Source organism: Paracoccus alkanivorans, assembly GCF_003697785.1.
In the GTDB taxonomy this organism is placed as follows: domain Bacteria; phylum Pseudomonadota; class Alphaproteobacteria; order Rhodobacterales; family Rhodobacteraceae; genus Paracoccus; species Paracoccus alkanivorans.
Map to the genome: position 1 here is coordinate 127,429 of NZ_QOKZ01000006.1, position 14,322 is coordinate 141,750.

The 14,322-nt window shown below is 60.0% G+C and carries 16 protein-coding genes; 14 read left to right on the top strand and 2 right to left on the bottom strand.

Annotated elements, in window-relative coordinates:
* Nucleotides 1-106: 106 nt before the first annotated feature.
* Entirely contained in the window at nt 107-1,552 is a 1,446-nt protein-coding gene (locus C9E81_RS15650) for a DNA cytosine methyltransferase (RefSeq protein ID WP_122113295.1), read from the top strand.
* Between the two features lie 11 nt (nt 1,553-1,563).
* Here C9E81_RS15650 and C9E81_RS22950 read toward each other — a convergent pair whose 3' ends face one another.
* On the bottom strand, nt 1,564-2,205 hold the full coding sequence (locus C9E81_RS22950) for a DUF4145 domain-containing protein (protein WP_166461942.1): 642 nt from the start codon (nt 2,203-2,205) through the stop codon (nt 1,564-1,566).
* 174 nt (nt 2,206-2,379) lie between these two features.
* Here C9E81_RS22950 and C9E81_RS22955 point away from each other — a divergent pair, with 174 nt between their 5' ends.
* From C9E81_RS22955 to C9E81_RS15695, 8 genes are all read left to right on the top strand, one after another.
* Nucleotides 2,380-2,634: a hypothetical protein gene (locus C9E81_RS22955; RefSeq protein ID WP_166461943.1), complete on the top strand. Its 255-nt coding sequence runs from the start codon at nt 2,380-2,382 to the stop codon at nt 2,632-2,634.
* Entirely contained in the window at nt 2,631-3,188 is a 558-nt protein-coding gene (locus C9E81_RS15660; RefSeq protein ID WP_122113296.1) for an MT-A70 family methyltransferase, read from the top strand. The genes C9E81_RS22955 and C9E81_RS15660 overlap by 4 nt, the downstream gene beginning before the upstream one ends.
* A gap of 202 nt (nt 3,189-3,390) precedes the next feature.
* Entirely contained in the window at nt 3,391-3,573 is a 183-nt protein-coding gene (locus C9E81_RS15665; protein ID WP_122113297.1) for a hypothetical protein, read from the top strand.
* The gene (locus C9E81_RS15670; RefSeq protein ID WP_122113298.1) at nt 3,570-3,932 is read left to right on the top strand and encodes a hypothetical protein; all 363 of its coding nucleotides are present in this window, start codon (nt 3,570-3,572) and stop codon (nt 3,930-3,932) included. Before C9E81_RS15665 ends, C9E81_RS15670 begins: the two co-directional genes overlap by 4 nt.
* Entirely contained in the window at nt 3,929-4,882 is a 954-nt protein-coding gene (locus C9E81_RS15675; protein WP_122113299.1) for a YdaU family protein, read from the top strand. The genes C9E81_RS15670 and C9E81_RS15675 overlap by 4 nt, the downstream gene beginning before the upstream one ends.
* A 64-nt stretch (nt 4,883-4,946) precedes the next feature.
* A complete protein-coding gene (locus tag C9E81_RS22960) occupies nt 4,947-5,231 on the top strand; it encodes a hypothetical protein (RefSeq protein WP_166461944.1) in 285 nt (94 codons plus the stop codon).
* A complete protein-coding gene (locus C9E81_RS15685; RefSeq protein WP_122113301.1) occupies nt 5,228-5,677 on the top strand; it encodes a NinB/YbcN family protein in 450 nt (149 codons plus the stop codon). Before C9E81_RS22960 ends, C9E81_RS15685 begins: the two co-directional genes overlap by 4 nt.
* A gap of 453 nt (nt 5,678-6,130) precedes the next feature.
* Entirely contained in the window at nt 6,131-6,652 is a 522-nt protein-coding gene (locus tag C9E81_RS15695) for a hypothetical protein (protein WP_147457611.1), read from the top strand.
* A 129-nt stretch (nt 6,653-6,781) separates the two neighbouring features.
* Here the strand turns inward: C9E81_RS15695 and C9E81_RS15700 are convergent, their stop codons facing one another.
* On the bottom strand, nt 6,782-7,645 hold the full coding sequence (locus C9E81_RS15700; protein ID WP_122113304.1) for an NAD(P)H-binding protein: 864 nt from the start codon (nt 7,643-7,645) through the stop codon (nt 6,782-6,784).
* Between the two features lie 126 nt (nt 7,646-7,771).
* On the opposite strand from C9E81_RS15700, the gene C9E81_RS15705 reads away from it, so the two are divergent.
* From C9E81_RS15705 to C9E81_RS15725, 5 genes are all read left to right on the top strand, one after another.
* The gene (locus tag C9E81_RS15705) at nt 7,772-8,662 is read left to right on the top strand and encodes a LysR family transcriptional regulator (protein ID WP_243698686.1); all 891 of its coding nucleotides are present in this window, start codon (nt 7,772-7,774) and stop codon (nt 8,660-8,662) included.
* A 574-nt stretch (nt 8,663-9,236) separates the two neighbouring features.
* A complete protein-coding gene (locus tag C9E81_RS15710; protein WP_122113305.1) occupies nt 9,237-9,848 on the top strand; it encodes a terminase small subunit in 612 nt (203 codons plus the stop codon).
* Complete coding sequence (locus C9E81_RS15715; RefSeq protein WP_208021197.1) at nt 9,845-11,446, top strand: terminase large subunit; 1,602 nt, start codon at nt 9,845-9,847, stop codon at nt 11,444-11,446. Before C9E81_RS15710 ends, C9E81_RS15715 begins: the two co-directional genes overlap by 4 nt.
* Nucleotides 11,443-11,943: a hypothetical protein gene (locus C9E81_RS15720; RefSeq protein ID WP_122113306.1), complete on the top strand. Its 501-nt coding sequence runs from the start codon at nt 11,443-11,445 to the stop codon at nt 11,941-11,943. The genes C9E81_RS15715 and C9E81_RS15720 overlap by 4 nt, the downstream gene beginning before the upstream one ends.
* Nucleotides 11,930-14,260, top strand: a complete 2,331-nt coding sequence (locus tag C9E81_RS15725) for a portal protein (RefSeq protein ID WP_122113307.1) — start codon at nt 11,930-11,932, stop codon at nt 14,258-14,260. Before C9E81_RS15720 ends, C9E81_RS15725 begins: the two co-directional genes overlap by 14 nt.
* Nucleotides 14,261-14,322: the final 62 nt, after the last annotated feature.

Genomic DNA, 14,322 nt, shown 5'->3' on the forward strand with positions numbered 1-14,322 from the left:
TCATTGCCCCCGGCGCAGGGAGGTGGAAGCGCCAGGGGCAGACTGCAGCAGCCGACAGGGAGGAGGATTCGGTTGACCGCAGTATCCGGGCTTCAGAACGGCTCGGATGAACCTGACCCATGGTGGCCGATGCGAGGACGCGACCGAACCATTCCGCACGATCACGGGGGCGCATCGCGGGGAGAAAGCCGTTGTCGCGCCCAGCCTGATGAGCATGAAGGGTTCGGCGAGACGTGACAGCCCTGTTACCGAACCGCACCCGACCGTGCTGGCCGGTGGCAATCATAGCGCCGTCATCGCCCCGAGTATCACCCGCTTCAATAGCGGCGCGACCGGCCAGGATATCCGCGACCCGCTGGCAACGATCACGGCGAATAGCTGGATCAAGAAACCCGGCGGCGCAGCGCCCTTGGGCGTTCTCACGCCATACCTCGCCAGCATAGCGCATGGCGACAGCGGCGGGCGCCGGGAATATCCGCTGACCGATCCCCTCGGCACAGTGACTGTCGGCGGCATCCAACATGCCGCTGTCTCGCCCTTTCTTGCGACCATGCGCAATAGCCAGAAGCCGTGGCAGGGTATCAACGAGCCGACGCATACGATCACTGCTGGTGGCGCTGGCCTGACTTTCGTCGCGCCCGTGCTGACCTATGCCCAACAGGGCGGCGGCAATCGATCGGTCGAGGATCCGCATCACACGATCTGCGCCAGCAAGAAAGACCAGAACAGCATGATTGCTGCGACCATGGTCCAGACTGGCTATGGCGAACGTAAGGGCCAAGCGCCGCGCGCGCTCGATATAGGGAAGCCCCTCGGGACGGTTGTATCCGGTGGCGTGAAACACGCGCCATGCGCGGCATTTCTCGCGCAGCACAATGGCGGTCCGCGAATGAACGCGCATGCCGGTCATGATCCGCGTGAACCGATCAGCACGGTGGCGGCCACCGGCAGCCATCAAATGCCGGTCTCTGCATTCATCGCCCGGCAGTTCGGCGCCAGCACCGGGCATGCGATCGATACGCCCCTGGGCACAATCACTGCCGGCGGACAAGGCAAGTCGCAGGTCGTCGCGCCTTGGTTCGCCAAATACTACGGCACCGGCGACGGCGCGCGGACGGATGCCCCCTGTCATACCGTCACGGTCAAGGACCGGTTCTCGCATTGCGAGGCTGAACTGGCAGCCCCGCCATTCGGTCCCGAGCATTACGCCCGGGCGCGCGAGGTCGCCGAGTTCCTGCGCGCACATGATGCTTGGGATGGCGGCGAGTTCGTCACCCTGACAATCGCCGGCGTCGAATACGTCATTGTCGATATCGGCATGCGGATGCTGACCCCGCGCGAGTTATTCCGCGCACAGGGCTTCCCCGAGGACTACGTGATCGAGGGTGTCTGGGAAAGGCTGGATACCGAGGAACCTGCGTGGCGGGCATTTCCAAAGGACGTGCAGGTCAGTTGCTGTGGCAATTCCGTGTGCCCGCCGCTAGCCGAGGCCATTGTAGAGGCGAATTGCCAGCACCTGGTTGCGGATGCGCAGCGGGAGGACGCGATATGAACCAGTTAGGGTCATCCGCTTCGGCGTTCTATCCTTTTTTCGGTGGCGGCTCTTACCCGTTCAGGGAGGTCAAAGAGGTAGGTCAACAGCAGCGTGATGAAGTCACGTCCGGCGGTGACCTCGTCCTCTGGCGGATCATCTTCATCGTGTGCCCCGTCATTTCCAAGAAAGCGAACGCCGTTCATGAGCTTGATCAATGCCTGCGGCACAGCATGCTCTTTTTCCAGTTTTTCTATTTTCGCGTGCAATTTCCCTGTGATTTCAGGATGGGCATATTTAAGGCCGCGCTCCAAGGCTCTCCGATATCCCATCGCCGCGCTGGCAAAGCGCCCATCGGAAAAGTTCGCTTCGGCTTCTGTGAAGGCTGTCGCCACCGACGAGGGAAGCGCCTCAATGAGGCGGGGGGCCGGTTTTTTCGGCGCGCTGTCAAAGATACTGATGTAACCCGCCAGATCCGGCCACGACGTAGAGCGAATGACGTCGAACGATGTGGATACCGTGGATTCGGCAAACACGATCGATGCTTTATGGCAGAGGCCGCACCTGATCATAAGCGAAAATCGCGTCGGGCTTTCCGAGGAGAAACCAGAAATGTCCATCGCCACGTTTTGCTGACGGCAGTGCGGGCAGTCAAAGGGGATTTGGTTCGCCATGCTTAATTCCAAGGTCCTGAATAGATCACTGTGTTTATACCGCGATCCGGTCAAGCTGTCGCGCGTTCTGACAGAAGAATATCTCCGCGCAGATAGAAACGGCCGCACAGAAATCGCGCTGTCACTCATCATGGAACTGACTTCCCGGTTAGCGCTCGAACGGAGGCAATCCGAATGACCCCACGCCTCATATGGGAACAACCGCACCCGCCCAACGGTAGAATCCTCGCCAAGATCGGCTGTGTCGAAGTCGGCGTGATCTACACCGTTCATCAGGGCGGTTATGATTGGCGACGTTATCCGATCGGCCCGGGCCAGATCGCGCGCGGCACGGCAAAAACAGAACTTGCCGCAAAAAACGCCCTGACCGGCGCTGTCCGTGAGTTTCTGGCGAGCGCCGGGCTGAAAAGCGCGGAGGCGCCGGCATGAATCTCCCCATCGGACCATTCGACGTGATCCTCGCCGATCCACCTTGGCGGTTCGCCAGCAATTCCGATGCAAAGCCGGGCCGCAATGCCCGGCGGCATTACGATTGTATGTCGCTGGATGAAATCTGCGCCCTGCCGGTTAAGGATTCCGCCGCCAAGAACGCCCTGCTCCTGATGTGGGTGACGGTTCCTTTCGCACATATGGCCGATCAGGTCGTGCGCGCTTGGGGATTCCGCGCAAAGTCGCAGCTTATCTGGTGCAAGCAGAGGATCGGGACCGGATATTGGGTCCGCAACAAGCATGAGATTTGTGTCCTTGCCACGCGGGGCCGCTTCCCGTGCCCCTCTCCCGCATTGTTTCCAACCTCGATCATCCCCGGAGAGCAGCGCGGGCACAGCCGCAAACCCGAATGGGTTCAGGACGTGATCGATGAACGCCTTCCAGACTCCCGGAAACTGGAAATGTTCGCCAGGCGGCCGCGCGGTGGCTGGACCGTCTGGGGCAACGAAGTCGAAAAATTTCAGGAGGTAGGAAATGCCTGTCCGTCAATCTGAAGTGATCAAACGCCTGAAATCTGGAGAAACCCTCATTCACGTCCTGCCGCGCGGTGACCTGGATACGGAAGAGCCGTTTCAATACTTGTCTGGGGGGGGGGGCGTGTCACCCGTGCCACCTATCGGAAGCTGAAACCGCAACTTATCCCAGTCAGCCACGGACTGTTCGCGGGTGCCGAACCGCAGGAATGGCGGTGGGCTGATGGATAAGACCGCCAGTGTGAAGCGCGAGGACGGCTTTGCCGTCATTCGCATCCCCATGTCCGAAGTCCACGGCCTCCGCGTGGCACTGGCGGAATGCCCGTGCCGGGCCACGAAGTCCACCGAGACAGCCAATATCCGCCGCAGGTTCGACAAGGCCTTGGCGCGATTGGAGACGAGATGATCACGCTCCCTCAAATCAAGCTCGACTGGCCATCCCAGCCATGCTGGCCGAACCGGAAGGCGAACTGGCGGGACAATCGTGCGTCCCGCTCGATCCAGAAGGACGCGGCATTCTATACCGCCATCGGGAAGGGCTGGCAGAAGCCCGGACCACATGTCCGTGGCGTTCACCTGTCCCTGACGTTCTGCGCCCCATCACAGCGGCGCTTCGACCTCGACAACGCCCTTGCCGCAATGAAGGGCGCGATCGACGGCCTGTCGGCCTGCCTGGGCGTGGATGACAGCCGTTTCACTTATACCCTGCGCCGCGGCGATCCGTCACGGGATGGCGGGGTGATTGTGGTTGCGGAGGTGATGTGAGCGAGAAGGCCGTTCATATCGCCCTCTATCCGTCGGATTGGCTCGCAGGAACTCGTGGCCTGACGCCGGCGGAAACCGGCATCTACATCACGCTCGTTTGCATGATGTATGAGCGTCAGGGCCCCCTGCCCTTCGATCATTCTCGCTTGGCGCGGATGTGTAATTGCCCGGCCGGGACGTTCAGGAAAATTCTCGCGGTCCTGCTCGAAGAAAGGAAGCTGATCGAGACACCAGAAGGACTATGGCAGCGTCGCGTCGAGCGCGAAATCGCGTCTGCGAAAGGTGCGATCGAGACGGCCTCGGAACGGGGCCGCAAGGCTGTCAGCGCACGATGGCAGAAAGCCAAACAGCAAAGTGACGAGTGCGAAAACGCGAAGGTCAAACCGCAAAGTGTCGAACAGCAACGACCGTCTAACACGTCCAAAAAAGATAATGAAATCAAAGGCGGGAATTTACATGAGTATTACGCGAGTAATACTAACCAGAACCAGAACCAGAATATAGATAGTGATGATGATGACGCGCGTGCGCGCGATCCTGATCCACCACCTCCCGATCCGACATTCCGGGAACGGATTCTCATCGCCATCGGAGTCGATTCTCGAACGGGCCTGACCGGGCACGGCGGGGCTATCCTCGGCACCCGGCATGACATGGAACTAGCTGAGCGCTGGAAAGCCGAACTCGGGCTGGACGAAGACACGATCGTCACCGTCATCGCCGAGGTCATGGCGAGGAAGCCCGACAGCCAGCCTCCCAACAGCTTCAAATATTTCAACCGAGCCATGCGACGCGAAGCCGCGCGCCGCGAAGAACCGCGCCTCACACCGGAGGAACACCATGGGCAATCTTCCAAGCAAAATCGAAAGCTTTCCAACGCCGACGCCACAACACTCGCGATCGCTGTCGCCGGAAGAACTCGAAAGGCACCGGAGCCAGATTGGCTTTGAGGTCGAGGTTGTTTTGCAAGGCTATTGGCAGACCGACCTTGATCCTTGCATCAAGGCTGGCGTCATGGCCGATTGGGCGGATGAGCTTGAGGACTGGCCTGCCCCGCAGGTCAAATGGGCTTTGCGCGAGTGGCGGAGAGAGAACCCGCGCCGCAAGCCGAATCCGGGCGACATTCTTGGTGTTCTGAAAAAGCGCCGCGGCGACGAATACGCCAAGCGCCGGATGGCAGTGCAGGAACCCGAACCTCGGCGCGAAGCCATGACGTCCGAGCAACATGCCGCCCTCATGGCCGAACTGGAACAGAAGTTTCCGGGCATCATCAAGCGCGCCTCGGAGGTTGATGGATGAAATTCCCGACCATCCGTATCGTGGACGACAGGCAACGCGAATACCTGCGGGAAATCGCGCTGACCTTGCCGCCTGAAACCATGGTCAGGTTCAGCAAGGGCCTGTCACGAACGCAGCGCCAGAACCGGACCATCCATATGTGGTTCGGGCAAGTCGCGGGCTGGATGGAAGATCAAACAGCCGCCGAGGCGAAAGCTGAAAACAAACTCGAAATCGGCCTTCCGATCATGGAGTCGCACCGGCCCGAATGGATCGAGGAATGGGAACCGCTCTATGGGCCTCTGCCATATGGCCAGCGCCTCAAGCTGTTCGAGTTCATCCCCATGACCAGAAAGATGAAGGTCGCGGAAATGCGGCAGTTCATGGACGGAATGCAGAAGAAATACGCGCAGATGGGCCTGACCCTCATTGACCCCGACGCGCAGAAATACGGAGGGACGACATGATGCACCACCGGCCTATCGATCATATCCCCGAGCCTGCGGTTGGTGAGCGCCGCATGTGGTGCGCTGTCCTCGGCGCCGTGATCGAGGATTACCGCAAGGAATATGCGGCAGCTGTCAGGCGACAGAAGAAAGGCGAATTGAAGGGGCCGACGCCTGAAATGATCATCGCCGACGTGCGAAGGTATTTTGCAAGCAGGGACGCCCGTGAGGTCTGCCTGAATGCGGGATTCGATGAACTCCAGGTCGAGATGGTTCTGAAACGAGTGCTTGGAGTTGATGCCGAGACAATGCCCGTCGCCGGTCGATGGAACGGAGGCCGGAGGTCATGAAATTCTTAGTGAAGCCCGTTCAAGCCCCGATTGACCATTGGCCTTGCCGTGCTGATATGCTTTCAATTCGGGGATGAGGCACGTGATGTGAAGCAGTATGCCTACAATTTATAGAACCAGAAAATTGACCCCGATCCAGCAACTTATCTTCTGGTTCTTGACTGCAATCCCGCTCGCCAATTACGGACTGAGATTATTCCATCTGCGCCTTTTTTTACTCCCAGTCGAGCAACAAGTTCTTGCCACCCTCCCTGTCACTGTCTCTGAGGAACTTGCCAATTGGGCAATGTCCTGGCTTGAGTTTGCATTGATCTGTGTCTTGAACTACGCGGCGCTTATTCTAGTGTTTTTATTTATCTTAGTGCGAGAAATTATATGGCGATTGCGAACAAAGCCTGCCGTCACACTTGTTACAGTAAAATTGTTTCTTTTAATGGGCGGGCTGATTGCCGTGATGCTATTTGTGCTCTTTCTGTTTCTACATCCGGAGGCGGCAAAAGGTACCCGAGCCGACGTTCCTCGTCCATTTGCCGGAGCGATGATTACATTTGCGACACTCGGCGCTAACTGGCTAATATTCTTTGCCCTGATCCGACCGCAGCACTTGGACCATCTATTACGGCTGCAAATACGGCAGCGGCGTTAAACGGTCGCATTGTCCGCTTCGATGCCTTCCTGATTGCGCGCCGATCGCATGGCGAGCACAATGACTGGTTGGAGTCCTTACTTGCCGCGCGAAATTGCGGTGGTTGGCCGGCTAAGGCTGGCGCAGCAGTTATCTCTGCACCCTCGCCAGAAACTCTCGCATCCGCGTCGGGGCACGTCCCAGCAGGTGGGCAAGCGTCGGATCGATCCGATCAAACTCACCCGCCCGGGCCGCGCGGAAGTAGCCCAGCATGACGGCGATGGCACCCTCGGGCATACCATTCTCCCGTGCACCGCGTTCCAAGGCATCTTCCTCGACAATCTCCCGTGCAGTCGCCCGGCCCGTGACTTCCGTAGCCAGCCGCGCGAGGTCGGCGAGATCGAGGGCTTCGCTGCCTGTCAGTGGGGGGGTCGGGCCGTCGAATGCCTCGCCTCGCGCCAGCAAGATGGCATCGGCGGCGGCAAGATCGTCGTGGGTCGCCCAGGCCACCTTTCCGTCCTCGGGGCCGGTGAGTGTCCCTACCTCGAATCCCTTCGCGTTCATCGCAATGGCACTCGCCGCGTAGAAGCCGTGGCGCATGGATGTCCAGGGCAGGCCCGACTCCGCCAACATCGTCTCGGTTGCCGCGTGATGCCGCCCTGGCGGGAAGTGCGAGTCGGGCGCGCAGGAGACCTGGCTGGTATAGAGCACGCGGCCCACATTTAGCTCGCATGCTACGTCGATCGCCGTCTTATGCTGCTTCAGCGGATCTCCTCCTCTTGCCGCCGCATTCGAGGAGACCAGCAACACCCGCTCGGCGCCCTCCCAGGCATGACGCAGGCTGTCGGGATCATCGTAATCGCCTTGGCGCACCCGCACGCCAGCCTGCGCGAGGTCGCCCGCGATATCCGGGTTGCGAACGCTGACGCCGATGCGTTCGGCAGGCACATGTTGCAGAAGGTGTTCGACGATCCTGCGGCCAAGTTGGCCGGTCGCGCCAGTCACGATGAGCATGTCTCGTCTCCTTGGTGGGTCAGCCACGTGGTCAGCAATTGCGGGCTGGTGGGGAAAGATTGATTGTTCTTTTTATCTGCGACAATGCCTCTATTTTCGAATACCCTGTTCTCTATGCAGAACACTATGTCCAATGACGATCTGGCGGTCTTTCTCGTGGTGGTTCGGGAGGGCGGATTCAGGGCCGCGTCAAGACGGCTCGGGATCGCTCCTTCGAAGGTCAGCACGACGATCTCGCGGGTCGAGGCTGGCCTCGGCGTGCCGCTCCTGCGTCGCACCACCCGCAGTGTGGCCACGACCGACGCAGGTCAGGCACTGGCGGACCGGATCGCCCCCCTGTTCGCCGGACTTGAGGAAGCCTGCGCCGAGACCGCCAACACGGCGGGCCGCGTGCAGGGCCGGCTCAAGCTCAACGTGCCCGGAGCGGTGATGCCGGACATTCTTCCAGCGCTTTTGTCGAAGTTCCACGCTCGTCATCCCGACGTGGAGGTCGAGATCATGGTCGAGAACGGGCTCGTCGATATCATCAAGGCGGGCTGCGACGCCGGCATCCGCTATGACGACGTCCTTGAAAAGGACATGGTTTGCATCCCAATCGGCCCCCGAACCCAGCAGATTGCCCTTGCAGCGTCGCCGGCTTACCTGGACGCACGAGGTACGCCCCGGAGCGTCGAAGAGCTCACCCGGCACGATGCGATCCGCTATCGACTGCCGGATGGTCCTCTGCTGCCGTGGAGCCTCATCGATGATTCTCGGACGATCACCGTCCAACCTGCGACCCGCCTGATCCTGAGTGTGAACGCTCTCGACACGGGACTTCGCTACGCCAGGACCGGGATCGGCATCATTGGAACTTTCCGTAACTGGCTGGAGCAGGACTTCGCCGACGGGACGCTCGTTCCTGTTCTGCCGAATATGTGGCCCTCTCGGAGCGGCCCGCGTCTTTACTATCCAAGCCGTTTTACACCCGCGCCGCTCCGCGCCTTCATTGAAATTTGTCGCAGCGACAGCGTCTGAATATCTCAGTTCTACTCGCAACCGGGCAAGAATGTCAGATTTGCCCGCAACGCGAACCTATCTCTTCGAGATACTACGGCTTTTCCGGCCCCTAAGTAGATTGCCATGTATCACATAAATTAGATGACCCGTTATTACGAGTTGAGCAATCTTTCCATGAGGAGCGATATCCTCCCAACCCGTTAGGATGACATAAGTCGCGCCGGCGGAAAGCAGCAGAATTTGACTCCAGGCGATCGCCCGAGATGCTGGGTGCTCTGCCCGCCGGAGCCAATCAACTCCAGAACCGATGGCTCCAAGCATTCTTACAACAATATTCTCATCAGCCATCAAGTCCGCCAGAGCCAGTTCGCTGCTGCAGTGATGGTATCGAGAAGGGGAACGTCTGCAAAGTCCGCATGTCCGCCTTTCCAGATCGAGGCAAAAGCGCGGCGAAGTTCGCCGCAGGCGCAGCAAAAATCGAACTTTCAATATTCAAGCGCATTGCCGTTGAACATAACGCACGATTTGTGAGATTTTTTCGAGAATCATGCAGGCTTTGCGCACGCGACGTTGATAGGAACTCGATTAAGCGATGTCCGGAAAGGCCCTCAAGCCGCTGACCAAGATGCAGGAAGCGTTCGTCGCCGCCTACATGGAACTTGGCGAACAGACCAAGGCAGCCAACGTCGCTGGCTTCAAGCATCCGCAACAGGCCGGCGCCCTGCTTATGTCCAAACCCCATATCGTCGCCGAGATCGATCGCAGGCGGAAACGGCTGGAACAGCGCGTCGTCAAACCCGGCGAGGTCGTCAAGCAGACAGTCAATATCATGCGCGGCAACATCGCCGACGTGATGGACTGGGGCTTCACGGAAATCGAAGTCCAGAAGCCTGATGGCAGCACAGCCAAGATTCCTCAGCCATGGGTCCGAGCTATCCCGCGCGACGAATTGCCTCGTGAAGTCACGGACGCGATCGCCGAGGTCCAGCTTACCGACAAGGGCGCATTCAAGATCAAGATGCACGACAAGGGTGCTGCCATCGACAAGCTGATGAAGCACCTTGGTCTGTATGAGGCCGACAACCGGCAGCACACTGATGCTTTGGCAAAGCTGATTGCCGAGGTCCAAGGCGCGAGAATGCCGGTCAAACGGGCCTCCGACGACGCCCATGCCTCGAAGGAACCCAGCGAGGTCGATGAATGATCGCGCTGACCGTCAGAGACGAGCCGCTACCGGCACCGGATACCGAAGCAGGATGGCGAGCCGCGCTATCAGACCCGCACTGGCGTCTGTCCTCCGGTGTTCTCTACAAGATCCTCATCAAAGGCGACGACGACACGGAGGGACAGGTCGCGCCATTCCTCCCAAACCAAAACCAGATCGACTTCTTGCACGAAATGCGCCTGCGCAACCTGATATTGAAGGCGCGCCAATTGGGTTTCACCACCTTAGCTTGCATTTACGCTCTGGACCTCGCGCTATTCGTGCCCAACCAGCGCTGCGGCATCATTGCGCACCACCAAGACGACGCAGCTGTGATCCTGCGCGACAAGGTCAAGTTCGCCTACGACAATCTGCCCGAAGCCCTGCGCGAGAGGATGCCCCTCGATCGAGAAAGCGCGAAGGAATTGCTGTTCGCGCACAACAACTCCGGCATCCGCGTGGCGACTTCGGTGCGCTCGGGAACCATCAACTTCCTCCATATCAGCGAAATGGGGAAGATCGCGGCGAAATTCCCGGCCAAAGCGACCGAAATCGTCACCGGCTCACTCCCTGCCGTGCCCAAGACCGGCATCGCAACCATCGAATCCACCGCAGAAGGGACGGAGGGCGAGTTTTACAAGATCGCCACGCGGGCCGAAAACCTCGCCATGTCGAAGCAGCCAATCCCAGATGGCGAGTTCTGCTTCCATTTCTACCCGTGGTTCAAAGACCCTGGCTATGTCGCAGATCCCCGCCTGATCCGCATCAGCCCCACGCAGCATGAGTATTTCGACCGCATAGAGGTCGAGATGGATACCTCGCTGTCGATGCCTCAGCGCGCTTGGTATGTCCAAAAGCTGGAAGCCGATTTTTCCGGCGACGTGTTCAAGATGTATCGCGAGATGCCATCCACGCCGAAAGAGTGCTGGATGCGCAATACTGAGGGCAAGTGGCTTACCCGACAGCTTGACCAAGCCCGGCGCGATGGGCGGATCACCATGGTCCCGCACCTGCCCGGTCTGCCCGTTCACACGTTCTGGGACATTGGCGCCGGCGACGGCACTGGCATCTGGTGCATGCAGCAGATCGGCCTGGCATCGCGATTCATCCGATACATCGAGGGATGGGGCGAGGGATACAGCTACTACGTCAACGCCCTGCGCCAGACCGGTTGGGTTTTCGGTACGATGCACCTGCCGCATGACGCTGCCCAGACACGTCAGCTTGCCACCACCATTGGTCAGCCGATCCAGATGCTGCAGGAATTGGCTCCGGATTGGCGATGGACCATCGTTCCCCGCGCTCACGACTTCCAAGCAGCCGTGGAAACTCTGCGCGATCGCTTCCCCGAGGCATGGTTTGACGAAGAAAACTGCAAGGAAGGTCTGACCCACCTCGCGCTCTACAGCAAGAAGTTCAACACCCGGCTAGGCACCTTCATCGATCAGCCCGAGAAGGACGACGGACATTCCGAAGCTCCCGACGCGCTACGACAGTGGGCGCAAGGCTTCGATCCGCAGGCCGAAATTCACCGCACACAGCCCAATTCGAAACCACGTCGGCGCAAGGTTCGCCGCGCAACAGGGATGACAGCATGACCTCCGGCCTTATCACCCTCGACCGAACGCCAGCACTGGATCTGTCGGAGACACATTTCGAGCATGTATCGAACGGCATCCGCGTCATTGGCACATGGCTGATGGACGAGGAAACCAAGCAGGCGCAGCCCTGTCTGGTCCTCCTGCACGCTCTGCGCCCCGTGCGGCCGGGCAGGACAATCCCCTGCATCGTCGCGCTGGATCAGGCGTGGCGATGGACGCGCGAGAAAGGAGAGCCGGAGCATGTCGCCCGCCAGATCGCAAAGTGGCTGACGTCCGGCGCACTGCCGGGACACCCCGCCAACAAGCGCGACGTGTTCGCCGTCATGGACGCAGTTCAGTCGCGCCTCCACGACCTGTTCAAGATGCCTCCTCTGCCCGTGAAGGCCGCAATCCGCCACCGTGTCGCCCCTGCCGTGGGTGAAGTCGAGATCATCGAGAGGGACTCCGGGAAAACCATCCATCACGCCGAGGTCCGAGGGCATGTTCGAGATTGATTTCAGCAGCGGACACATCCTGTCCGACAAAGATACCAGCTACCAGCGGCCCGGCGAGGTCTTGTTCAAGGCTGACGGAGCAAAAGCCCGGTTGGCGAACAGCACCACGGCATCGCAGGCCGCACAACTCCACCCCCTCGACAGCGACCAGGCGATGGAATTGCACCGTCGCTTGCTTGCCACCTACCAGTATGAACTGGAGCGTCAGGCCGAGAACCGCATGGATATGGCCTTTGACGAGGACATATTCGACCATATCCAGTGGAAGCCCGAGGAACTCGAAGCCCTCCGCGCCCGCGGTCAGGAACCCATCGTGTTCAACATCGTGCAGACCACGGTGAATTGGGTTCTCGGTTCACAGCGCCGCGCCCCAACCGACTACAAGATCCTGCCACGCCGGAAGGATGGGAACGACTCCGCGCAGCGCAAGACGGAGTTGGTCAAACATGTCCGCGACGAAAACCATTCGGAAGAACAGGTTTCGCTCGCATTCGCCGATCAGGTCAAGGCGGGAATTGGATGGCTGGAAACAGGCGAAGGCGATCCCGCTGACGGTCCGATTGTTTTCGACCGTGCCGAGTCTTGGCGCAATATGCTGTGGGACAGCCGCGCGCAGCGCCGCGATCTGCAAGACGGCCGGTATATCTGCCGGACCAAATGGCTAGACCTCGACATTGCCACCGCGCTTTGGCCGCACCGGGCCGGCGTTCTCAAGATCAGCACTGAAACCCGCCTCTTGGCATCAGGACTGTCCGACTACGGCGACGAGGCCATGGACATGATCGAGGATGACAGCAATTTCGTCGCGCCCATGACTTCCGGCGGGCAGTATTGGCGCGACCGCATTCGCTGCATTGAGATGTGGTTCAAGAAGCCTCTGAATGTTCCAGTCATGTCAGGTGGCGATTTCAGCAGGGAATTGTTCGATCCGTGGAGCAAGGGTCATTGGGCTGACCTGCAGGCCGGTCGAGCCACCCTGGTCGAGAGGCCCCGAGAAGTTGTTCACGTCGCACTCATGACCGAAAAGGGCTTGCTGGACGTGCGCCAGTCACCCTACCGCCACAATCGTTTCCCTTTCACCCCCTTGTGGGGATACCGCCGGGGCCGGGACGGAATGCCATATGGCATCATCCGTGGCCTGCGTGACATTCAGCGCGACCTGAACAAGCGTGCAGCCAAGGCACTGCATCACCTGTCCAGCACCCAGGTCATGGTCCAGTCTGGTGCCGTTGATGACATTGAGGAACTGCGTGAGGAAGCGGGCCGCCCGGATGCCGTGATCGTCTACAAGAAGGGCTACGACATGCCCCAGATTGGTCAGGATCACAATCTGGCCAATGCCCATGTCGATCTCATGCAGCTTGACGCGCAGATGATCCAGCAGGTTGGCGGCGTCACGGATGAAAACCTTGGCCGCAGGACCAACGCCACCAGCGGCAAGGCAATTCTCGCCCGTCAGGATCAGGGCGCCCTGGCCACATCCCATTTCTTCGACAACCTGCGCTACGCCATGCGCTGTCATGGCGAAAAGATGCTAATCAACATCGAGCAGTTCTATACCGACGAGATGGAGTTCCGGATCACCAACGCACGCGGGAACCCGGAATATGTCACCGCGAACGACGGCAATCCGCGCAATGCCATCGACATGATGAAGGCGGATTTCGTCATCGAAGAAGAGGATTGGCGCGCCACCAGCAGGCAGGCGCAGGCCGAGCAGCTTCTTGATCTCATGGAAAAGCTGGCCTCGACCGCGCCGGAAATCGTCATCCAGAACTTGGATCTGGTGATCGAGGCCCTCGACGTGCCTAAGCGCGACGAAATCGTGAAGCGCATCCGCCAGATTACCGGCGTTGCCGATCCCGACGAGGATCCCAACAACCCGTCGCCCGAATCCATCGCACAGCAGGAAGCCAAGGCGGCCCAGTCTGCCATGGAGCAGCGCGCGATGGAGGCCGAGATCGGCGAGAAGGAAGCCAAGGCAGCCAAGACGCAGGCCGAGGCCGCCCGGAACTGGCTCGGGTTGCGCAGCGACAACGTGGACCAGATCCACCAAGCCGTCGAAGCCGCGCTCAAATTGGGCGGCGCGCCGGCTGTTGCCGCCATGGTCGATGGATTCCTGCGCATCGCTACCAGCGAGGCTCAAGGCATGGGCATGCCCGGCGCATCTGCACCGGCACCGATGCCGCCAGTTCCCCCGCAGGAGCCGCCCACGGCCGCGCCTGTCCAGCCCGACGGAACACAACCCGTCGCCCTCCCCCACCCCGCTCCCGCTGGTGGGAGCGTTGCTGGTCAAGCAAGGACGTTCTCGATCTAATCGCCGACAGCGAGGCCGCATGGCAAGCAGCACTCAATGCCGAAACGCAGGCGCGCACGGAA

What these genes read in the sequence shown, in the direction of transcription:
- C9E81_RS15650 (WP_122113295.1), top strand. Translation starts at nt 107, where the DNA reads ATGAACCTGACCCATGGTGGCCGATGCGAGGACGCGACCGAACCATTC.
- C9E81_RS22950 (WP_166461942.1), bottom strand. Translation starts at nt 2,205, where the DNA reads ATGGCGAACCAAATCCCCTTTGACTGCCCGCACTGCCGTCAGCAAAAC.
- C9E81_RS22955 (WP_166461943.1), top strand. Translation starts at nt 2,380, where the DNA reads ATGACCCCACGCCTCATATGGGAACAACCGCACCCGCCCAACGGTAGA.
- C9E81_RS15660 (WP_122113296.1), top strand. Translation starts at nt 2,631, where the DNA reads ATGAATCTCCCCATCGGACCATTCGACGTGATCCTCGCCGATCCACCT.
- C9E81_RS15665 (WP_122113297.1), top strand. Translation starts at nt 3,391, where the DNA reads ATGGATAAGACCGCCAGTGTGAAGCGCGAGGACGGCTTTGCCGTCATT.
- C9E81_RS15670 (WP_122113298.1), top strand. Translation starts at nt 3,570, where the DNA reads ATGATCACGCTCCCTCAAATCAAGCTCGACTGGCCATCCCAGCCATGC.
- C9E81_RS22960 (WP_166461944.1), top strand. Translation starts at nt 4,947, where the DNA reads ATGGCCGATTGGGCGGATGAGCTTGAGGACTGGCCTGCCCCGCAGGTC.
- C9E81_RS15685 (WP_122113301.1), top strand. Translation starts at nt 5,228, where the DNA reads ATGAAATTCCCGACCATCCGTATCGTGGACGACAGGCAACGCGAATAC.
- C9E81_RS15700 (WP_122113304.1), bottom strand. Translation starts at nt 7,645, where the DNA reads ATGCTCATCGTGACTGGCGCGACCGGCCAACTTGGCCGCAGGATCGTC.
- C9E81_RS15705 (WP_243698686.1), top strand. Translation starts at nt 7,772, where the DNA reads ATGTCCAATGACGATCTGGCGGTCTTTCTCGTGGTGGTTCGGGAGGGC.
- C9E81_RS15710 (WP_122113305.1), top strand. Translation starts at nt 9,237, where the DNA reads ATGTCCGGAAAGGCCCTCAAGCCGCTGACCAAGATGCAGGAAGCGTTC.
- C9E81_RS15715 (WP_208021197.1), top strand. Translation starts at nt 9,845, where the DNA reads ATGATCGCGCTGACCGTCAGAGACGAGCCGCTACCGGCACCGGATACC.
- C9E81_RS15720 (WP_122113306.1), top strand. Translation starts at nt 11,443, where the DNA reads ATGACCTCCGGCCTTATCACCCTCGACCGAACGCCAGCACTGGATCTG.
- C9E81_RS15725 (WP_122113307.1), top strand. Translation starts at nt 11,930, where the DNA reads ATGTTCGAGATTGATTTCAGCAGCGGACACATCCTGTCCGACAAAGAT.